Below are 21,262 nucleotides of genomic sequence, written 5' to 3'. Positions count from 1 at the left end.
CCAGCCCGCATCAGGATGTTTATTCCATCCCCAGTTCTTTCAGTTTGCGCGTCAGGGTATTGCGTCCCCAACCCAGCAACCGGGCTGCTTCCTGCTTATGACCCTGAGTATGGCGCAGGGCGGTTGTGAGCAGCGTGCGCTCCATCTCTGGTTGCGCTTCTGACAGCAGATTCTGATGACCGGAGCGCAGCGCGCGGTCGGCCCACTGAGCCAGCAGCGTTGCCCAGCTGTCCGGCAGCGACTGTACCGGATTTTCCGGCGTGCTGGATTCAAACAGTTCGGCAGGCAGATCCTGAATCAACACTTCCTGGCCCGCCGCCATCACGGTCAGCCAGCGACAGGTATTCTCCAGCTGACGCACGTTACCTGACCAGTGCAGGCGGGTCAGCGCGGCTTCGGTTTCCGGATGCAGGATCTTCGCCTCTACCCCCAGTTCACGTGCGGCAACCTGCAGGAAGTAACGTGCCAGCCGCGGAATATCTTCCCGGCGCTCACGCAGCGGCGGCAGGTGTACCCGGATCACATTCAGGCGATGAAACAGATCCTCACGGAACTTGCCTTCCTGTACCCGCAGCTCCAGATTCTGGTGGGTTGCAGCGATGATACGCACGTCGACTTTGACCGGCGCATAGCCGCCAACGCGATAAAACTGTCCGTCGGCCAGCACGCGCAGCAGACGAGTCTGCACATCAAGCGGCATGTCGCCGATCTCATCTAAAAACAGTGTGCCGCCATCTGCCTGCTCAAAGCGGCCCTGACGAATCTGGTTAGCGCCGGTAAATGCCCCTTTTTCATGACCGAACAGTTCTGACTCAATCAGATCTTTCGGGATGGCGGCCATATTCAGCGCGATAAACGGCGCTTTGGTCCGTGGGCTGTGGCGATGCAGCGCGTGTGCCACCAGCTCTTTACCGGTACCGGATTCGCCGTTGATCAGCACGCTAATCGACGATCGCGACAGGCGGCCAATAATGCGGAATACGTCCTGCATGGCCGGGGCTTCACCGATGATATCGGTGGTCGGCCCGCTCACCGGCTGATTACGTGGCTGCTGCTGCTCCTGATAGTGACTGATGGCACGCTCTACCAGCGCAACCGCCTCATCAATATCAAACGGTTTAGGCAGGTAATCGAACGCCCCTTGCTGGTAGGCGCTGACCGCAGCATCCAGATCGGAGTGGGCCGTCATTATGATGACCGGGAGCATCGGGTGGCGCTGTTTAATCTGCTTCAGCAGCGCCAGACCGTCCATACCGGGCATGCGGATATCTGATAATAAAACGTCCGGGGTTTTGGTCGAGAGGGCATCCAGCACCTCTTTTGCGCTGTCAAACGTGGCACAGCTTAAACCGGCTCCAGTGAGCGCGCGTTCAAGCACCCAGCGGATGGAGCTATCGTCATCGACGATCCAGACTATCCCTCGTTGCATAGAAACCTCACTGGCGAATGGGCAGGTAAACCGAAAATTCGGTATGTCCCGGCCAACTGTTAAATTCTATTTTTCCTGAATGTTGATCAATCAGGCTACGGGCGATGGAAAGGCCTAAACCGGTTCCGCCTTCACGGCCGCTGACCATCGGATAAAACAGCGTATCCTGCAGCTGGGCGGGAATGCCGGGGCCATCATCTTCAATATCAATCCGCGCCACCAGACGGTAACGCGTGCCGTGCAGCGTGAGCTGGAACGCAGTACGGGTGCGAATAATAATGGTGCCGCCGTCGTCGCCTAACGCCTGCAGCGCATTACGGACGACGTTGAGTAGCACCTGTTCAATCTGATCGGGATCGTGCGGCAGTTCCGGCAGGCTGGGATCGTAATCACGCACCAGAGAGACGTTATCCGGCAACTCCATCGACACCAGATTCACCACGCGCTCGGCCACCTGATGGATGCTTTGGGTGATATGCATGCCGGGCTGCTGCGGCCCTAACAGGCGATCAACCAGATTTCTTAACCGGTCCGCCTGTTCAATAATCACTTTGGTATATTCATTTAGCGACGGATCGGGCAGGGCGCGTGACAACAATTGCGCGGCCCCGCGTAATCCACCCAGCGGATTTTTGATTTCGTGCGCCAGTCCGCGAACCAAATCGCGTGCGGCCACCTGCTGGGCGTGCTGCAACTGTTCCTGACTGAGACGACGCTGATTATCCATCGGCGCCATTTCCAGCAAAAGTAAGCCATCGGGCAAACGCTGCGCGGTCAGCGACATGATGTGCGCGCGTCCATCGACCACCAGCGTGACTTCACTGTCGGTAAATCCCTGGCCAGCCTCAAGACTCTCGCGCATCACCTCAATATTCAGCGAAAAGTAGCCGGTCAGCTCCGGTAACGGCGTGCCAAACAATTTACGTGAGCTTTGCGCCAGTAATTGCTGCGCCGCCGGATTGGCATAGTGAATAACCAGGTCGTTATCCACCAACAAAATACTGTTGATTAACGCGTTGAGAATCTGCCCCGCATCGGGCAGAGAGCCAGTTGCCATACAGCGTTCCTCTGCACAAAATTAGTGCATTTTAGTCTTTAAGCCGAAATAAAGGCGAATGAACGGTGAATTCGCGGAGAAAAAAGCCCATCCGAAGATGGGCTGAAAGTTTCCACGGCAACAAAAACGTCTGACCAATTAAACGCTGTAGTAAAGCTCGAACTCTACCGGATGTGGCGTCATGCGGACGCGGTCCAGTTCTGCTTTACGCAGTTCGATGTAAGCATCGATGGTTTCGTCGGTGAACACGCCGCCACGAGTCAGGAACTCGCGATCTTCGTTCAGGGCGTTCAGCGCTTCTTCCAGCGAGCCAGCAACTTTTGGAATCTCAGCTTCTTCTTCCGGTGGCAGGTCATACAGGTTTTTATCCATCGCATCGCCAGGATGGATCTTGTTGATGATGCCGTCGAGGCCAGCCATCAGCAGCGCGGTGAATGCCAGGTATGGGTTAGCCGCTGGGTCCGGGAAGCGCGCTTCAATACGACGTGCTTTCGGGCTGGCAACTACCGGGATACGGATTGAGGCTGAACGGTTACGGGCAGAGTACGCCAGCATAACCGGGGCTTCGTAACCCGGGACCAGACGCTTGTAGGAGTTGGTCGTCGGGTTCGCCAGGGCGTTGATCGCTTTAGCGTGCTTGATGATACCGCCGATGTAGAACAGCGCCATTTCAGACAGGCCGCCGTATTTGTCACCGGAGAACAGGTTCTGGCCACCTTTAGACAGTGACATATGGCAGTGCATACCTGAACCGTTGTCGCCAAACATTGGCTTCGGCATAAAGGTTGCCGTTTTGCCATAGGCGTGAGCCACGTTGTGCACGACATATTTGTAGATCTGAATTTCATCGGCTTTCTTGGTCATGGTGTTGAAGCGGGTTGCCACTTCGTTCTGACCCGCGGTCGCCACTTCGTGGTGATGCGCTTCAACCACCAGACCCATCTGCTCCATAGTCAGACACATGGCAGAACGGATGTCCTGTGATGAGTCAACCGGTGGCACCGGGAAGTAGCCGCCTTTCAGACCTGGACGGTGACCTTTGTTACCGCCTTCGTACTCTTTGCCGGTGTTCCAGGCTGCTTCGATATCGTCGATAGCAACGTGTGAACCGGAAGTCGATGAACCGAAACGGATGTCATCGAACAGGAAGAATTCAGGCTCTGGCCCAAACAGCACGGTGTCAGCGATGCCGGAAGAACGCAGGAAATCTTCAGCGCGCTTGGCAATTGAGCGTGGGTCACGATCGTAGCCCTGCATGGTGCCTGGCTCGAGAATGTCACAACGGATGATCAGCGTAGAATCTTCAAAGAAAGGATCCATGACCGCCGTGGTAGCGTCAGGCATCAGCACCATGTCTGATTCGTTAATGCCTTTCCAGCCACCGATGGAGGAGCCATCGAACATTTTGCCTTCTTCGAAGAAGTCAGCGTTAACCTGGTGAGCAGGGATAGTAACGTGCTGTTCTTTACCTTTGGTATCGGTAAAACGCAGGTCAACAAACTTAACTTCATGCTCGTTCATCATCGAGAGAACGTGTTCAGCGGACATACTCAACTCTCCTGGAAATGGTCATTGTCTACATGGTGAGGGAACGTCGTTGCCGGGAATGCGTTTCTGACTACTGCCATCCCTGACCTGGCTATTCCGGCACGCTCTTCAACCGTCGTCTGACTGGCGTTTGCGCTTAAAAGAGATAAAGCGAATTCTGTGCCAACTTTATCCGTGGCGGTTAAATCGCCCTGTGATGCCCCTTTTTGTCCTGCGGGCGCTGCACCACGATAGTCTTCATGCACCATCGTGGTGCTTTTGTGCGTTCGTCAGGCACCAAAGTGGTGCAATAGCCCAACTTAGTGCATTTTCTGCACCGGGAACAGGGCAAATTTGCGGCAATGCAATAAACTTTCAGTGAAAAGTGTGATCGTGTTCAGTCTTCCGCTTAATCCGTGTACAATAGCGCGCTATTTCTAATGCCTGAGGCAAAGCTGTGATCGAAAATTTGCGTAACATCGCCATCATCGCGCACGTTGACCATGGAAAGACCACCCTGGTTGACAAACTGCTGCAACAATCCGGTACTTTTGATGCCCGTACCGAAGCAACCGAGCGCGTGATGGACTCCAATGATTTGGAGAAAGAGCGTGGGATTACCATCCTCGCAAAAAACACCGCCATTAAGTGGAATGACTACCGTATCAACATCGTTGATACCCCAGGACACGCCGACTTCGGTGGTGAAGTTGAGCGCGTCATGTCCATGGTGGACTCGGTGCTGCTGGTTGTAGATGCGATGGATGGCCCTATGCCGCAAACTCGCTTCGTGACCAAAAAAGCGTTCGCGCATGGTCTGAAGCCGATCGTGGTTATCAATAAAGTTGACCGTCCTGGCGCGCGTCCGGACTGGGTTGTGGATCAGGTATTTGACCTGTTCGTTAACCTCGACGCGACCGACGAGCAGCTCGACTTCCCTATCATTTTCGCCTCGGCGCTGAATGGTATTGCAGGTCTGGAGCACACCGATATGGCGGACGATATGACCCCGCTGTATCAGGCGATTGTTGACCACGTTTCTCCACCACAGGTTGAAGCTGAAGCGCCACTGCAGATGCAAATCTCGCAGCTGGACTACAACAACTACCTGGGTGTTATCGGTATCGGCCGTATCAAGCGCGGTAAAGTGAAGCCTAACCAGCAGGTCACCATTATCGATAGCGAAGGCAAAACCCGTAACGGTAAAGTCGGTAAAGTGCTGACTCACCTGGGTCTGGAGCGTATCGACAGCGACCTGGCTGAAGCGGGCGACATCATCGCCATCACCGGTCTGGGCGAGCTGAATATCTCTGACACCATTTGCGATCCACAAAATGTTCAGGCGCTGCCAGCGCTGAGCGTGGATGAGCCAACGGTAACCATGTTCTTTAACGTCAACACCTCACCGTTCTGCGGTAAAGAAGGTAAGTACGTGACTTCACGTCAGATCCTTGAGCGTCTGAACAAAGAACTGGTTCACAACGTGGCGCTGCGTGTTGAAGAAACCGAAGATGCTGACGCGTTCCGCGTATCAGGTCGTGGTGAGCTGCACCTGTCTGTTCTGATCGAAAACATGCGTCGTGAAGGTTTCGAACTGGCGGTATCCCGTCCGAAAGTTATCTTCCGCGAAATCGATGGCCGTAAACAAGAGCCATTTGAGAACGTAACGCTGGATATCGAAGAGAACAACCAGGGTTCAGTCATGCAAGCCATGGGTGAGCGTAAGGGCGATCTGAAAAACATGGATCCGGATGGTAAAGGCCGCGTACGTCTCGACTACGTGATCCCAAGCCGTGGCCTGATCGGCTTCCGTAACGAATTCATGACTATGACTTCAGGTACCGGTCTGCTGTACTCCACCTTCAGCCACTACGACGATATTCGTCCGGGCGAAGTGGGCCAGCGTCAGAACGGCGTACTGATCTCTAACGGTCAGGGTAAAGCAGTTGCGTTTGCGCTGTTCGGCCTGCAGGACCGCGGTAAGCTGTTCCTGGGTCACGGTGCGGAAGTATATGAAGGCCAGATCATCGGTATTCACAGCCGTTCTAACGACCTGACAGTCAACTGTCTGACCGGTAAGAAGCTGACCAACATGCGTGCTTCTGGTACGGATGAAGCGACCACTCTGGTGCCGCCAATCAAGATGACGCTGGAGCAGGCGATCGAGTTCATCGATGATGACGAACTGGTAGAAGTTACGCCACAGTCTGTACGTATTCGTAAACGTCACCTGACTGAAAACGACCGTAAACGTGCTTCACGTGGTCCTAAAGACGCATAATCTGCGCCTTTAATTGATGAAAAGCCCCGTTATCGGGGCTTTTTTTTGCCTGCTATTCCTGTCGCTGGCCACCAGGCCAGCGATAAATGGTGTCGCCTGTCAGGGCATTACGCGCCGGTCAGCGTTTCCGTTTTTCTCTCTGCGGTTAGCTGTTCAGCCTGCACTTTTGCCGCTAGAGTGAATACTCCAGGGAACCGAAGGAGGCGCACCATGTTGTACATTTTTGATTTGGGCAATGTGATCATTGATATCGATTTTAACCGCGTGTTAGGTGTCTGGAGTGACCTTAGCCGCGTGCCGCTGGCGTCACTGCAAAGTCATTTCGAGATGGGTGAGGCATTTGAACAGCACGAGCGCGGTGAAATCAGCGATGAAGATTTCGCGGTAGCGCTGTGTGAAAAGCTGGAAATCGCCCTGAGCTACGAGCAGTTCACCGCCGGCTGGCAGGCGGTATTTGTCGGCGTACGGCCAGAGACGCTGGCGCTGATGAACCGGCTACGGCTGGAAGGGCATCGGGTAGTGATCCTCTCCAATACCAACAAGCTGCATTGCGCCTTCTGGCCGACCCAGTACCCGGACGTGCAGCAAGCGGCCGATGCGCTCTATCTGTCGCAGGAGCTGGGAATGCGTAAGCCCGAAGCGCGCATCTATCAGCACGTGCTGGACGCGGAAGGCGTCAGCGCCGACCAGGCGGTGTTCTTTGACGATAACCCGCAGAATATTGACGCGGCCCGGGCGCTGGGGATTGAAAGCGTACTGGTCACTGACAATAAGACGGTGCCTGACTGGTTCGCAGGTCAGCCTTAACCCATGACGTCGCGTAAATTTCGTCCCGGGCTACATGCGTTCTGGCTGTGGCTCAAACTACTGTGGAAACGGGTTGATGAGGATGGCATGACGACCCAGGCCGGGAATCTGGCCTTCGTCTCATTGCTGGCGCTGGTGCCGCTGATTGCGGTAGTTTTCGCCCTGTTTGCGGCGTTTCCGGTGTTCTCCGATATCAGCGTGCAGTTAAAGCACTTCATCTTTACTAACCTGATGCCGGCTGCGGGTAACACGCTGCAGCGCTACCTTGAGCAGTTTGTAGCCAACGTCAATCGGATGACGGCGGTCGGTGCGGTCGGCCTGATCGTCACGGCTCTGCTGCTGATGCATTCGGTCGATACCGCACTCAATACCATCTGGCGCAGCAATAAGAAGCGGCCGATGGTCTACTCTTTTGCGGTTTACTGGATGATCCTGACGCTCGGCCCGTTGCTGGCGGGTGCCAGTCTGGCCATCAGTTCCTATCTGCTGTCGCTGCGCTGGATAAACGCCACCGGCGTGACCAGCCTGGTCGATCAGGTACTGCGCATCTTCCCGTTACTGCTCTCCTGGTTCGCCTTCTGGCTGCTCTACAGTATCGTTCCTACTCAGCGGGTGCCGCCGCGCGATGCGTTGATTGGCGCGCTGGTGGCGGGCGCGCTGTTTGAGCTGGGTAAAAAGGCTTTCGCGCTCTATGTTACTATGTTCCCCTCTTATCAGCTGATCTACGGCGTACTGGCCGTGATCCCGATTTTGTTCCTCTGGGTCTACTGGACCTGGTGTATTGTGTTGTTAGGCGCGGAAATTACTGTCGCATTAGCCGACTATCGCCAGTTAAAACAACAGCACAGAGAAAAAGAACGCGAGGAAACATGATTGCATTGATTCAACGCGTGCAGCGCGCCAGCGTCAGCGTCGATCACGTGGTGACCGGTGAAATCGGTGCCGGATTACTGGTGTTACTGGGCGTGGAAAAAGGCGATGACGCACAGCGTGCGGAACGTCTCGCAGAACGCGTACTGGGTTATCGCATCTTCAGTGATGAGCAGGGCAAAATGAACCTGAGCGTCAAACAGGCAGGCGGCAGCGTGCTGGTGGTTTCGCAGTTTACCCTGGCGGCGGATACGCAAAAGGGGATGCGTCCCTCGTTTTCCGGCGGCGCGGAACCGGCGGAAGCTGAACGCCTGTATGAGTATTTCAGCGACTGCTGTCGTCGGCAGGGCATCACGACTGAGAATGGCCGATTTGCTGCGGATATGCAGGTCGCGTTGGTGAATGATGGTCCTGTAACGTTTTGGTTGCAGGTGTGAGATCGTCAGCCGAGCGGCAAGGGATAAGCCACACAAGCTCCGAACGAGAGAAACATTTTATGTATCATCTTCGCGTGCCCCAGACGGCGGAAGAGCTGGATATCTATTACCAGTTCCGCTGGGAAATGTTACGAAAACCGCTGCGCCAGCCGCAGGGTTCCGAGCGGGATGCCTGGGATGCCTTAGCGCATCATCAGATGGTGGTGGATGAACAAGGGCAGCCGGTCGCGGTAGGACGTCTGTATATCAATGCCGACAATGAAGCGGCGATTCGCTTTATGGCGGTCCATCCCTCGGTGCAGGGCAAAGGCCTGGGCACGCTGGTGGCGATGACGCTGGAGTCGGTGGCACGTCAGGAAGGGGCCAAGCGTGTCACCTGTAGTGCGCGTGAAGATGCCGTCGCCTTCTTCGCCAAGCTGGGCTACGTCAACCAGGGTGAAATTACCGCTCCGCAGACCACGCCGGTTCGCCATTTTCTGATGATCAAGCCGGTGGTGACGCTCGACGATATTCTGCATCGCGCCGACTGGTGCGGTCAGTTGCAGCAGGCCTGGTACGCGCATATCCCGCTAAGCGAAAAAATGGGGGTGCGCATTCTGCAATATACCGGCCAGAAATTTATCACCACCATGCCGGAAGCGGGCAACCAGAATCCGCATCAGACGCTGTTCGCCGGCAGCCTGTTCTCGCTGGCGACGCTCACTGGCTGGGGATTAATCTGGCTGTTACTGCGTGAACGTCATCTCGGCGGCACCATCATTCTGGCGGATGCGCATATTCGTTACAGCCAGCCGATCAGCGGTCGTCCGGGCGCCATCGCCGATCTTGGCTCGTTGAGCGGCGATCTCGATCGTCTGGCGCGCGGCCGTAAAGCGCGTGTGCAGCTTGAAGTTGAACTGTTCGGGGATGAAGAGCGCGGGGCGGTGTTTGAAGGGGTTTACATCGTGCTGCCCGCCGATCCAGACGGGCCGCTGGAAGAGGGCGGTTCCGGCGCGCGGATTAACTGATGAACAGGGCCGGTAAAACCGGCCCTGTTTTGTTATCGCACCTGACCAGCCTGCAGGGTCTGCTGTAACTGCTGGCTGTCGGTGGTCACCGACAAACTGCCATTGGTGGTCGGCCGCAGCGGCTGACCGGCTTTTAAGGCGGCATTCAGCTGCAGCTGCAGGTTGCTGTCACCGGTTAACGGTAGCGCCGGCCATCCCCAGTTCTGCAACACATTCACCGGCACGGCACGGCCCGTCAGCTGTAACTTCAGCGGACGATCGGGTTGCTGGCCGATCGTCGCACGTCCTTCCAGCAAACCTTTGTCACTGAACGCGCTCAGCTCGGTCACCTGAATCTGCTGCGGGTCAGCACTCAGCGCAATAGAAGGATGGCGCAGGTCGGTGCGGTTAAAGGTCGATTCCGCCGCATTCAGGCTCAGTTTACCGGACCAGATGCCCCACTGATGCTGACGAGCCAGCAACAGGTTCTCGCCGCTGCCATCCAGCGACGTCAGCTGGAAAGGAAACGCCGGGTTAATATCGATAATCAGATTACGGTTTGAGGTGAAACGCGTCACCAGCACGCTGTCGAGCCAGTCAGGCAGGGTTGCCTGCCAGCGATCGCGCCAGTCCTGCGGCAGGGTATATTCCAGTCCGGCAACGGCGAGGGACTTCAGCGTCAGGCGTTTATCGGCGCGCGACCAGTCGCCGTCTGCCCGAATTACACCATTAACCCAGCGTGAACTGAACTGCGTCAGCGCGATACCCTGCGGAGAAAAGTCCAGGTTGACGATCGGATCATTAAGCTCCAGCCCGCCGTTAATGAAGTTACTCGCGTTCAGCGCCAGCGAACCGTCATTGCTCTGCCAGTCATTGCCCTGCCAGTTAAGATTGCGCAGGGTCAGATCAAGGTCGGTCACCGCCCAGTCAGGCCCCTGCAGGCGTGCATCGGTAACATCCAGCCGGGTAATCGCAATCGAAGGCACCGCCTCTGCATTTCGCAGAAACGCTTTCAGGCTGCTGGCGGTCTGCAGGCGAATATCATTCAGACGCAGCTGGTTAATTTTCCAGTTACCCTGCGCGTCGCGCTCACCGTTACCGGTCATCGAGCCTCTCGCCAGGTCGGCACCGACATTGTTGAAAACCATCCGCCCCTGCGAGACGCTGCCCTGAATCAGCACGTTTTCGCCGGGCACCTTATTCAGCGTCATGCTGCCAGCACTCATCTGGAAGCGGGCATCACGGCCCAGCATATCGCTGGCGATGGGTTTCCACGGCAGAATACCGCCGTTCACCTGCTGTGCGACCAGCGGCAGCGCACTGTTGGGACTGTCGATACGCATGTTGTTGAGTTGCAGGCGCTGAGCCTGAATCGGCAGCGCGCTTGAAGGTGCCAGGTTGGCCAGATTAACTTCGCCGTCACGCAGTTCGATGCTGCTGAAGTGCAGCGGATCGCTGAACTGCACCAGCGCCAGACCCAGATCGACGCGTTTCGCCACCAGAACCGCAGGTTGCCCGTCGTGACCAAAGCTGAAGTCATCCAGAATGACGTGAGAGGGTGAGGAGAAGTTGTGTTCAATTTTACTCAGGGAGAGATGCCACTCCGTTTTGTCGCTCACCCATCGGCTAAACCAGCCTGCACCCCACTGTGTTTGCAGCAGCACATAGATCACCACCAGGATGAACAGCAGCAGCAAAAGTAAGGTGAGGAAAAACTTTCCAAGAAATTTCATAGCATCCTTCCCGAGTTAAATCCGGTGAGAGGTTGTTATGCCTGAATTACCGTTACAGCTCAACAGCCTGGATGTAAATCCGACTAAATAGCAGACGGGCCGAAGCCCGTCATGAGCCTTATTTCTCCTGCGGAAAAATCAGGTTCAGCACAATAGCGGTAATTCCGCCCGCCGCAATGCCGGAAGAGAGCAGGGTTTTCAGCCACTCAGGCGCAAATTGCAGGATCAGCGGCTGCTGCGATACGCCCAGTCCTGCCGCCAGCGACAGCGCGATAATCATGATTGCGCGACGGTTAAGCGGCTCGCGCGACACGATGCGCACGCCGGAGGCGGCGATGGTGCCAAACATCACAATGGTGGCACCGCCCAGCACCGGCTCAGGAATGTGCTGTACCAGTCCACTGACCGCCGGGAACAGACCCAGCACAATCAGCATCAGCGCCACCACAAAGCCGACGTAGCGGCTGGCAACGCCGGTTAACTGGATGACGCCATTATTCTGGCCGAAGCAGGAGTTAGGGAACGTATTGAACAGCGCTGACACGCAGGAATTAAGGCCATTAGCCAGCACGCCGCCCTTCAGACGCTTCATGTAGAGCGGACCGCTCACCGGCTGCTCGGAGACATCCGACGTCGCGGTAATGTCGCCGATGGTCTCCAGCGAGGTCACCATAAACACCAGCATCAATGGAATCAGCAGGTTCCAGTCGAAGCCCAGCCCGTAGTAAAGCGGCGTCGGCACCGCAATCAGCGGTTGATCGGCTGTCGTGCTGGTGGCGGGCAACATATCCAGCGCCCAGGCCAGCAGATAGCCGACCGCCATCGCGATCACCAGTGAGGCGACGCGCAGATAGGGATTTTTCTGGCGATTCAGCAGCACGATCACCAGCAGCACCGCGCCTGCCAGCAGCAGATTTTTCGGTGCGCCAAAACTGTGGTCGGCGATGGCGCTAAAGCCGCCGCCAATCGACGTCAGTCCGACCTGAATCAGCGACAGGCCAATAATCATCACCACGATCCCGGAGACCAGCGGCGTAATAATCCGGCGTGCCAGATGCAGAACGCGTGACAGCACCATCTCAGTACAGGAAGCAACCATCAGGGTGCCAAACAGCGCCGCCATCATGGTGGGCACATCGGCACCGCCATTTTTCAGCGCCATCCCGCCCATAATCAGCGGCGTGACGAAGTTAAAGCTGGTGCCCTGAATCGATAACAGGCCTGAACCCACCGGACCCCAGGTTTTGATTTGCAGAATCGATGCCACACCCGACGCGAACAGCGACATGCTGATGATGTGCCGGGTATCCTGAGCGGGCAAACCCAGCGCCTGACAAATCAGCAGAGCAGGAGTGATCACCGCTACAAACATGGCTAACAGATGCTGGCCGGCGGCGAACAGCGTTTGCGGCAGCGGTGGACGATCTTCAAGACGATAGATCAGTTCACTGTGGCGGGTAGAGGGTTGATCTGGCTGCGGATTGGTGGACATCTTCTACTGTTCCCGAAAATAAGTGTGGCGATTGTAATCATCCGCCGGTTAAAAGCAATCGTTTGCCCGGCAAGGATAAAAAACGCCGGTCAGACATTGGTGTAACGGGTGTTCTCCGGCAGCCAGCGTTCAATCAGGGCGCTGGCCTGCTCGGGATAGTGCTGGTGGATATGTCGTGCCACGCGCTGGACTTCAGGCACCATCGCCTGGTCGCGCAGTAAATCCGCCACTTTGAACTCGGCGTTGCCGGTCTGGCGGGTACCCAGCAGCTCGCCAGGTCCGCGGATCTCCAGGTCAAACTGCGCAATCACGAAGCCGTCATTGCTGTCACGTAACACCTGCAACCGCTTCTGGGCGGTTTTGCTCAGCGGCGCTTTATAAAGCAACACGCAATGTGAGGCCACCGCACCACGGCCAACCCGTCCGCGCAGCTGATGCAGCTGCGCCAGGCCTAACCGCTCCGGGTTCTCGATAATCATCAGGCTGGCATTAGGTACGTCTACGCCCACTTCGATCACCGTGGTCGCCACCAGCAGTTGCAGCTGATTGGCTTTAAACGCCTGCATCACCGCCTGCTTTTCAGCCGGTTTCATCCGGCCGTGTACCAGACCGATATTGAGGTCAGGCAGTGCAGTTTTGAGCGCTTCCCAGCTGGCTTCCGCCGCCTGCGCTTCCAGCAGGTCCGACTCTTCAATTAGCGTACAGACCCAGTACGCCTGACGGCCTTCGCGACAGGCATGCTCGACCCGCGCAATAATCTCATCACGTCGGGTATCGGGAATGGCGACGGTGGTAACCGGTGTGCGGCCCGGTGGCAGCTCGTCAATCGTCGAGGTATCGAGATCGGCATACGCGGTCATCGCCAGGGTGCGGGGGATTGGCGTTGCGGTCATGATCAACTGATGCGGATGGAAACCCTGCTCCTCGCCCTTTTCCCACAGCGCCAGGCGCTGATGGACGCCAAAACGGTGTTGCTCATCGATAATCACCAGCGCCAGACCGTTAAACTGCACCTGCTCCTGGAACAGCGCATGGGTGCCGACCACCATGGCAACCTGTCCGCTGGCAATGGCGTCCTGCTGAGCCTGACGCGCTTTTCCTTTCTGTTTTCCAGCCAGCCAGCCGACTTCGATGCCCAGCGGCGCAAACCACTGGCGGAAGTTGCTGGCATGCTGTTCAGCCAGCAATTCAGTCGGGGCCATCAGGGCGACCTGTTTACCGTGCGCAATCACGTTCAGCGCAGATAATGCTGCCACCAGCGTTTTACCGGAGCCGACATCGCCCTGCACCAGCCGCATCATCGGGAAGTCATTGGCCAGGTCATGCTCGATCTCTGCCACCACCCGCTTTTGCGCTCCGGTGGGCGAGAACGGCAGCGCCGCCAGCAAGCGATCGCTCAGGTCATGGCGCGCCGGCATCGGCAAGGCGTAATAGCGCTGCGCACCGGCGCGTACCGCCAGCATGCTGAGATTATGCGCCAGCAGCTCTTCCAGAATCAGACGCCGCTGTGCCGGATGGCGACCGCTCTCCAGTTCGCTCAGCTTGAGATCGGGTGGCGGACGGTGCAGCGTGCGAAGCGCGTCGGGCAGGCTGATTAAGCCGCCGCTCAGCTCCTGGGGCAGCAGTTCGGCAATCGGGCAGCTCTCCAGCAGCGTCAGCGCCTGATCGGTAAGATTACGCAGCGTAGCCTGCCGGATGCCTTCGGTGGTGGGATAGACCGGCGTCAGCGTCTCCTCCAGCGCCACATTGCTGTGTTCGCCCTGGATACGGTACTCAGGATGGATAATCTCGGCACCGCGCTGGCCGCGTTTGATCTCACCGTAGGCGGTGACGCGACGCCCCGGTGCCAGGCTGTTTTTCATGCCGGCATTGAAGTTGAAAAAGCGCAGAGTCAGCACGCCGCTGCCATCGCTGATCTGACACACCATCATCCGGCGGCGACCAAAGGTGATGTCGGAATGCAGCACTTCACCTTCTACCGTGGCCCAGATGCCGGGCAGCAGGTCATCAATGGCGTAGAGTTGGGTACGATCTTCGTAACGCAGCGGGAGATGGAGCAGCAGATCCTGAATGGTGTGCAGGCCAATTTTGGCCAGCTTTGCTGCCTGGCTGGCACCGACGCCGGTCAGGGTACTGAGCGGGATGGCATCCAGCAGACGGCCTTTCATCTTTTACTTTTACCGGTCGATTGCATGGTGGCCCACCAGCTGGCATCAGCCTCGACTTCACCTTCGGCGTTGATGTGCGGATAAGGCAAGCCTTTCTGCCTGGCGACGCGCGCCAGCACCGGGAAACCGCCTTCGAACAGCAGACGCTGCTGCTCATCCTGATCCAGCAGGCTGTAATTACGCTGGTAAAGGCCGGCATTCTGCCGTTGTCGCTGGGCTTCATACAGGATCAGGGCGGAGGCCACCGAGACGTTCAGCGACTGCACCATACCGACCATCGGAATGATAATCTGCTGATCGGCCAGCGCCAGGGCTTCATCGGTAATACCGGTTTTTTCCTGGCCCATCAGGATGCAGGTCGGACGGGTATAATCAATCTCGCGGAAATCGACGGCGTCAGCTGACAGATGCGTGGCTAAAACCTGCATCTTCTGCTGTTTAAGCTCTGCGACTGCGTCGCCGATGGTGCGGTGCGTCACTACCTTTACCCAGCTGTTGCTGCCGGCAGAGGCAGACGCCTGAGTGCGCATCCGCTGGCTCGGCCAGACCGCATGCACTTCATGAATACCCACCGCATCGGCGGTACGGATCACCGCAGAGACGTTGTGCGGCTTATGCACCTGTTCCATGCAGACCGTGAGATCGTGCTGGCGCAGCGCCAGCATCGCCTGAATTCGGGCAAAACGTTGATCGTTCATGCACTAATTACGGTTACGGTGAACTTTGATCACATCCGGCATCACGCGAATTTTACGCATGATGTTGGCCAGATGGACGCGATCGCGGGCGGTGAGGCGGATAAAGGCGCTGTAAACCCGGCCATCGCGCTCTTCGGTGTTCAGGCTCTGAATGTTAGAACCGGCCGTGTTAATCGCCGCCGTCAGGTTGGCCAGTGCACCCTGATGGTTAAACATATCGACCTTAATTTCCGCCACAAACTCCTGCTCAGTCACTTTGTCCCATTCGACCGGCATGAATTTCTCCGGCTCTTTCTGGTAACCGCGAATGTTACGGCAGGATTCGTGGTGCACCACCAGGCCTTTGCCGGGACTGACGTGCGCAACAATCGGATCGCCGGGAATCGGTCGGCAGCATTTGGCGAAGGTAATCAGCACACCATCAGCGCCCTTGATCGGCAGCTTGCCGCGTTTGCTGTTGCTGACCGCTTTGCTGTCAGCCTGCAGCAGATTTTTCGCCACCACCACGCTCATCGCGTTACCGAGACCAATCTCCGCCAGCAGATCGTCCAGCGAGGTCAGCTTCATGCGGTCCAGTTCCTGCCTGATATTCTCAGGCGGGATCTCAGCCAGTTTACGGCTACCGCCCAGCGCATGGCTCAGCAGGCGACGGCCCAGATTGACCGAGTCTTCGCGTTTGAGGTTTTTCAGTAACTGACGGATTTTGGCGCGGGCTTTAGAGCTGACGACAAAGTTAAGCCAGGCGGCATTAGGCCGGGCGCCCGGTGCGGTGATGATCTCAATCGTCTGGCCGCTGGTCAGTGACTGCGACAGCGGATAAGGTTGGCGATCGACACGAGCACCGACGCAGGCATGGCCAATATCAGTGTGAACCGCATAAGCGAAATCCACCGGCGTGGCGCCTGTCGGCAGCTCAACGATGCGGCCTTCAGGTGTAAAGACATAGATCTCATCAGGGAAGAGATCGGACTTCACACTTTCAATAAATTCAAACGAACTGCCGGCGCTCTGTTGCAGCTCCAGCAGGCTTTGCAGCCAGCGCTGGGCACGAATCTGTGCCGTAGTGCCACTTTCGCCCGCCTGTTTGTAAGCCCAGTGCGCAGCGACCCCCATTTCCGCCATCTGATCCATATCCTCGGTGCGAATCTGCACTTCAACCGGCACGCCGTGCGGGCCGATCATTGAGGTATGGAGCGATTGATAGCCGTTGGCTTTGGGGATGGCGATGTAATCTTTGACCCGGCCCGGACGCGGCTTATATAAGCTGTGCATCTGGCCCAGAACGCGATAGCAGGTATCCAGATCTTTCACGATGACGCGAAAGGCATAGATATCCATGATCGAGTGAAAACGCTGCTCTTTCAGCGTCATTTTGCGGTAGATCGAGTAAAGATGCTTTTCACGACCGCTGACGCGACAGGGAATGCCCGCTTCCTGCAGACGGCCATCAATCTCAGAAAGAATCTTCTGGATCATCTCTTTACGGTTACCGCGTGCCGCCTTCACCACCTCTTTAATCACCCGATAACGGTTCGGATAGAGAGCTTCGAAACCGAGCTCTTCGAGTTCAGTTTTAAGGTGATGAATACCCAGACGATGCGCCAGAGGGCTGTAAATTTCCAGCGTTTCCAGCGCGATGCGGCGGCGTTTATCCGGGCGTAATGCGCCGAGGGTGCGCATGTTATGCGTACGGTCAGCCAGCTTGATGAGAATGACGCGGATATCCTGCACCATCGCCATAATCATCTTGCGGAAGTTCTCTGCCTGAGCCTCTTTCTTGTCGCGGAATTTCAGCTTATCCAGCTTAGAAACACCTTCGACCAGCTCCGCGACGCTCTTACCGAACAGCTGTTCCATATCCTGGTAAGTGGCGGGCGTATCTTCGATCACGTCATGCAGCAGCGCAGCCATCAATGTTTCATGGTCGAGCTTCATTTCCGCCAGAATACAGGCCACGGCAACCGGATGGGTGATATAAGGCTCACCGCTGGAGCGTGTCTGTCCCTCGTGGGCATCACGTGCGACAAGGTAAGCTTGCTGGAGGCGCTTGATATGCTCCTCTGGCAAGTATTTTTCAATCAGTTGATTGAGGCTTTCAAACAGATACAAGGGTGACCTGCAGGTGGCTGTTAACGACGACCTTCAGCGATAGCGGTAACGGCCTGTAACTCAGCGGCTTCCTGCTCTTGCTGTTCCTGACGATCACGCACATCTAAAATCTGATTGGTGACCAAACCTTCTTCGATTTCGCGCAGGGCGATAACGGTAGGTTTATCGTTCTCTTCCGGAACCAGCGGATCTTTGCCGCCTACCTGCATCTGACGTGCACGACGTGCAGCGACCAACACCAGGTCAAAACGATTACCAACTTTTTCTACTGCGTCCTGAACGGTTACGCGTGCCATAGGTGTGCTACTCCACAGATGAAGAAATGACTGGGCATCATACTGAAACTGAATTCAGACTGCCAACAGTTTGCTGATTAAAGCATCATGGCGCGCCTTCTGACGCGCCATACGCAGACGTTCTGCGCGAATAATGGTTTTCAGATCGGACAGCGCCAGATCAAAATCATCATTCACAATTAAATAATCATATTCGGCGTAGTGACTCATTTCCGCCACGGCTTGTGCCATGCGGCGGGTGATCACCTCTTCGCTATCCTGGCCACGGCCGCGCAGACGGCGATCGAGCTCTTCTTTCGAAGGCGGCAGAACAAAAATACTCCGCGCACCGGGCATTTTGGTGCGAATCTGCTGCGCGCCCTGCCAGTCGATGTCGAGAAAAACGTCAACACCGGTCGAGAGAACCTGCTCAATGGCCTGGCGTGAGGTGCCGTAATAATTGTCGAAAACTTTGGCATGTTCGAGGAAAGCGTCTTCCGCAATCATCTTCTCAAACTCATGTTTTTCAACAAAAAAGTAGTGTTCACCATGGGTTTCACCCGGTCGCATGCCGCGGGTGGTGTGCGAAACAGACACCTGCGTATCATATAACGGCTGGGTCTTTAACAGTGCCTGAATCAGGCTGGATTTACCTGCGCCGCTGGGAGCAGAAACAATATAGAGCGTGCCTTGAGCCATGGTTTTCTTGAATTGATTAAAAGCGGAGTCGATTTCCTGCACAGTATACACAGCTTCCCGTCAGCACGCAGCGTTTGCGCAGCGGCAGCGGCTAAACTTTTGCGTGTTGCTGCGCAAATGAGTGTCGACTGCGCGTAAAGGGTGACGGATTTTGCGGCGATCTGTTCCGGATTGAATCTCTGGCTCTGGCTGAGGCTCACATCTCTGTGTTGAATGACGCAAAACGTCAGGAGGCACATCATGAAAGGATTTAGCGGGTTGCTGGTTGCTCTTTTGATTGCGGTGATGCCCGCTTACAGCGCGATGTGCCCCGCCTGGACGCCGGCGCGGGCGGCGACCGAAATTGGCCAGCTGCAGCAGCAACTTCAGCATTGGGATCAGGCTTATTATGGGCAGGGCCTCAGTCCGGTCAGCGATACGGATTACGACAATCTGCAGTCGCGCCTGAACCAGTGGCTGCATTGCTTCCGTTCTCCACAAGCCGGTTACACGGCGCAGCTGCCTGATAGCGGTGAGCATCTGCATCCTGTCGCTCATACCGGGGTGAAAAAACTGCCTGACAAGCTGGCGGTGGCCTACTGGATGCAGGATCGCCACGATTTGTGGGTCCAGCCCAAAGTGGATGGGCTGGCGGTGACACTGGTCTATCGTCATGGCCGTCTGGTTTCACTGCTGAGTCGTGGCGATGGGTTGCGCGGTGAGGAGTGGCTGAATAAAGCCGCCCTGATTCCTGCCATTCCCCAACAAATAAACAGCGACCGCGCGGAGATTGTTTTGCAGGGAGAACTGTTCCTGACGATGACCGATCACCACCAGGCGCAGGACGGCGGTAAAAATGCCCGTTCAAAGGTCGCTGGCGCGATGATGAGCAACCAGCCTGTTCCGCTGTTATCGCGCCTCAACATTTTTATCTGGGCATGGCCGGACGGTCCGGCGCAGATGCGCGATCGGCTGGCACAGCTGAGTCAGTGGGGACTGGGCATCGCCGCGCAGTGGAGTCAGCCGGTCAGGGATGAAGAACAGGTCGCGAGCTGGCGTGAGCGCTGGTTTCATGGAGGGCTGCCGTTTGTGACCGACGGCGTGGTGATTCATCAGACGTCGCGACCTGCTGGCAAAAACTGGCGACCCGGAGAGGGAGAATGGGCGGTGGCCTGGAAATACCAGCCGCCTGAGATTGCGACCGAAGTGCTGTCGGTCGATTTTCCGATTGGGCGTACCGGAAAAATTGCCGTGGTGCTGAATCTCCGGCCGGTGCAGTTGGATGATAAAACGGTCAGACGGGTAAATGTTGGCTCACTGCGTCGCTGGCGGGAAAGCGACGTTATTGCGGGGGATCAGGTGATTGTGAGCCTGGCCGGCCAGGGTATACCCCGGCTGGATCGCGTTATCTGGCGGCTGGCTGAACGTCAGTACCCGCAGCCACCCGACGAAACGCGCTTTACCTCGCTGAGCTGTTATCGCTTCAGCGCCGGCTGTCAGAAGCAGATGCTGGCGAAACTGCACTGGCTGAGTCGAAAGTCGGTACTGAATATTGCGGACGTGCAGCGCAATACCTGGCTGAAGCTGCTGGAAAGCGGCAGCATGCCGCATCTGTTCTCCTGGCTCATCTTAACGCCGGAGCAGATCGCGACAGCAGCAGGCCTCTCTTCTGTACGTGCCGGCCAACTCTGGCACCGCTTCAATCTGACCCGGCAGCAACCGCTGCGCCGCTGGATCCGCGCACTGGGTGTTTCGCTGCCCCGCAAAGCCGTGGATGCACTGCCCGATCAACACTGGGATGACCTGATACATCGGGATGCGGCGGCATGGCAAACTTTACCGGGCGTCGGTGCTACGCTGGCTCAGCGCCTTGTTGACCAGTTTCACCATGCGGAGCTGCAATCACTGATCGCCTTTCTGCAGCAGCAGGGCATCCCTGCCGCCTTAGTGTTCCGGGTGGGGATAGTTGAAAATTGGCAGGCCGAGGCGAAAACGCAGCGCCAGTAAACGGGCAAAAAACCCGAACAGCAGCGTAATGATGATCACCGCTTCATGCGCCAGTGTGGTTTTCAGCAGCAGGATGTACATCCAGCCTGAGGCGAAGGCGATACCCGCGTACAGCTCTTTCTGAAACACCAGGGGAATGCGGTTGCAGAACATATCGCGCAGTACGCCACCGAATACGCCGGTAATCACGGCGCTGATGGCGGCGATAATCATTGCATGACCGGAATCCAGCGCCACCTGAGCGCCAATAATAGAGAAAACCACCAGCCCAAGCGCATCCAGCACCAGGAACACTTTGCGCAGATGCGTCATTAAAGGCGCAGTAAACGTAGTGACCACCGCGGCTGCGGCGACAATCATGATGTATTCAGGGTGTTTGACCCAGCCCAGCGGATAGTGACCGAGCAGGATATCGCGTACTGAACCGCCGCCAATCGCGGTGACTGAGGCAATGATGATGACGCCGAACAGATCCATTTTACGGCGGCCCGCAGCCAGCGCACCGGTCATGGCTTCGGCAGTGATGCCGATGATGTAGAGAACAGTCAGTAACATAGCAGACTCCAGTTAGACGGCGGCTAGGCTAAGGTATAGCGTAATAAACGGCGACTGAGATTTTATTGCGTCAGGCAGTTGGGATTAGCTGAGGTTATGAATGTAGCGTTAAAAAGCAGTAATATCAGTTCACTAGAAGGAGTGATTACTGAT

The 21,262-nt window shown here is 56.6% G+C and carries 17 protein-coding genes; 6 read left to right on the top strand and 11 right to left on the bottom strand.

Going from position 1 to position 21,262, the window contains the following annotated elements; translation table 11 throughout:
- Positions 1–19 precede the first annotated feature (19 nt).
- The 3 genes from glnG to glnA all read right to left on the bottom strand — a co-directional run bounded on the left by glnG (position 20) and on the right by glnA (position 4,034).
- A complete protein-coding gene (glnG, locus tag AC6I8I_RS19750; RefSeq protein WP_031377264.1) occupies positions 20–1,429 on the bottom strand; it encodes a nitrogen regulation protein NR(I) in 1,410 nt (469 codons plus the stop codon).
- Between the two features lie 7 nt (positions 1,430–1,436).
- A complete protein-coding gene (glnL, locus tag AC6I8I_RS19745; protein WP_312055927.1) occupies positions 1,437–2,486 on the bottom strand; it encodes a nitrogen regulation protein NR(II) in 1,050 nt (349 codons plus the stop codon).
- A gap of 138 nt (positions 2,487–2,624) precedes the next feature.
- Positions 2,625–4,034: a glutamate--ammonia ligase gene (glnA, locus tag AC6I8I_RS19740; RefSeq protein ID WP_031377263.1), complete on the bottom strand. Its 1,410-nt coding sequence runs from the start codon at positions 4,032–4,034 to the stop codon at positions 2,625–2,627.
- A 436-nt stretch (positions 4,035–4,470) separates the two neighbouring features.
- Here glnA and typA point away from each other — a divergent pair, with 436 nt between their 5' ends.
- The 5 genes from typA to fabY all read left to right on the top strand — a co-directional run bounded on the left by typA (position 4,471) and on the right by fabY (position 9,415).
- Positions 4,471–6,294 carry a ribosome-dependent GTPase TypA gene (gene typA / locus AC6I8I_RS19735; RefSeq protein ID WP_046289508.1) on the top strand — a complete coding sequence of 608 codons (1,824 nt, stop codon included), beginning with the start codon at positions 4,471–4,473 and terminating at the stop codon, positions 6,292–6,294.
- 210 nt (positions 6,295–6,504) lie between these two features.
- Positions 6,505–7,101, top strand: a complete 597-nt coding sequence (yihX, locus tag AC6I8I_RS19730) for a glucose-1-phosphatase (RefSeq protein ID WP_312055928.1) — start codon at positions 6,505–6,507, stop codon at positions 7,099–7,101.
- Positions 7,102–7,104: 3 nt separating this feature from the next.
- Entirely contained in the window at positions 7,105–7,974 is an 870-nt protein-coding gene (locus tag AC6I8I_RS19725) for a virulence factor BrkB family protein (RefSeq protein ID WP_312055929.1), read from the top strand.
- Positions 7,971–8,408, top strand: a complete 438-nt coding sequence (dtd, locus tag AC6I8I_RS19720) for a D-aminoacyl-tRNA deacylase (RefSeq protein ID WP_031375168.1) — start codon at positions 7,971–7,973, stop codon at positions 8,406–8,408. The genes AC6I8I_RS19725 and dtd overlap by 4 nt, the downstream gene beginning before the upstream one ends.
- Before the next feature lie 59 nt (positions 8,409–8,467).
- A complete protein-coding gene (fabY, locus tag AC6I8I_RS19715) occupies positions 8,468–9,415 on the top strand; it encodes a fatty acid biosynthesis protein FabY (RefSeq protein WP_046289509.1) in 948 nt (315 codons plus the stop codon).
- A gap of 32 nt (positions 9,416–9,447) precedes the next feature.
- On the opposite strand, the gene AC6I8I_RS19710 is transcribed toward fabY, so the two are convergent.
- The 7 genes from AC6I8I_RS19710 to gmk all read right to left on the bottom strand — a co-directional run bounded on the left by AC6I8I_RS19710 (position 9,448) and on the right by gmk (position 18,568).
- On the bottom strand, positions 9,448–11,127 hold the full coding sequence (locus AC6I8I_RS19710; RefSeq protein ID WP_497828207.1) for an AsmA family protein: 1,680 nt from the start codon (positions 11,125–11,127) through the stop codon (positions 9,448–9,450).
- Between the two features lie 118 nt (positions 11,128–11,245).
- On the bottom strand, positions 11,246–12,619 hold the full coding sequence (locus tag AC6I8I_RS19705) for a nucleobase:cation symporter-2 family protein (protein WP_312055931.1): 1,374 nt from the start codon (positions 12,617–12,619) through the stop codon (positions 11,246–11,248).
- Between the two features lie 89 nt (positions 12,620–12,708).
- Positions 12,709–14,787, bottom strand: coding sequence for an ATP-dependent DNA helicase RecG (gene recG, locus AC6I8I_RS19700; protein ID WP_031375165.1), 2,079 nt, complete (start codon positions 14,785–14,787; stop codon positions 12,709–12,711).
- On the bottom strand, positions 14,784–15,485 hold the full coding sequence (gene trmH / locus AC6I8I_RS19695; protein WP_312760464.1) for a tRNA (guanosine(18)-2'-O)-methyltransferase TrmH: 702 nt from the start codon (positions 15,483–15,485) through the stop codon (positions 14,784–14,786). Before trmH ends, recG begins: the two co-directional genes overlap by 4 nt.
- Before the next feature lie 3 nt (positions 15,486–15,488).
- Complete coding sequence (spoT, locus tag AC6I8I_RS19690) at positions 15,489–17,594, bottom strand: bifunctional GTP diphosphokinase/guanosine-3',5'-bis pyrophosphate 3'-pyrophosphohydrolase (RefSeq protein ID WP_312055933.1); 2,106 nt, start codon at positions 17,592–17,594, stop codon at positions 15,489–15,491.
- Positions 17,595–17,614: 20 nt separating this feature from the next.
- Positions 17,615–17,890: a DNA-directed RNA polymerase subunit omega gene (rpoZ, locus tag AC6I8I_RS19685; RefSeq protein ID WP_003851346.1), complete on the bottom strand. Its 276-nt coding sequence runs from the start codon at positions 17,888–17,890 to the stop codon at positions 17,615–17,617.
- 54 nt (positions 17,891–17,944) lie between these two features.
- A complete protein-coding gene (gmk, locus tag AC6I8I_RS19680; protein ID WP_312055934.1) occupies positions 17,945–18,568 on the bottom strand; it encodes a guanylate kinase in 624 nt (207 codons plus the stop codon).
- Positions 18,569–18,808: 240 nt separating this feature from the next.
- Between gmk and ligB the strand changes: the two genes are divergently transcribed.
- Complete coding sequence (gene ligB / locus AC6I8I_RS19675) at positions 18,809–20,554, top strand: NAD-dependent DNA ligase LigB (protein ID WP_312055935.1); 1,746 nt, start codon at positions 18,809–18,811, stop codon at positions 20,552–20,554.
- Here ligB and AC6I8I_RS19670 read toward each other — a convergent pair.
- Complete coding sequence (locus AC6I8I_RS19670; RefSeq protein ID WP_312055936.1) at positions 20,492–21,109, bottom strand: trimeric intracellular cation channel family protein; 618 nt, start codon at positions 21,107–21,109, stop codon at positions 20,492–20,494. The genes ligB and AC6I8I_RS19670 overlap by 63 nt on opposite strands.
- Positions 21,110–21,262: the final 153 nt, after the last annotated feature.

It is taken from the genome of Pantoea sp. X-Soil-YNGN-775 (genome assembly GCF_059730575.1).
Note: the sequence above shows the minus strand (reverse complement) of the source record. Positions and strands in the feature narration are given on the sequence as shown.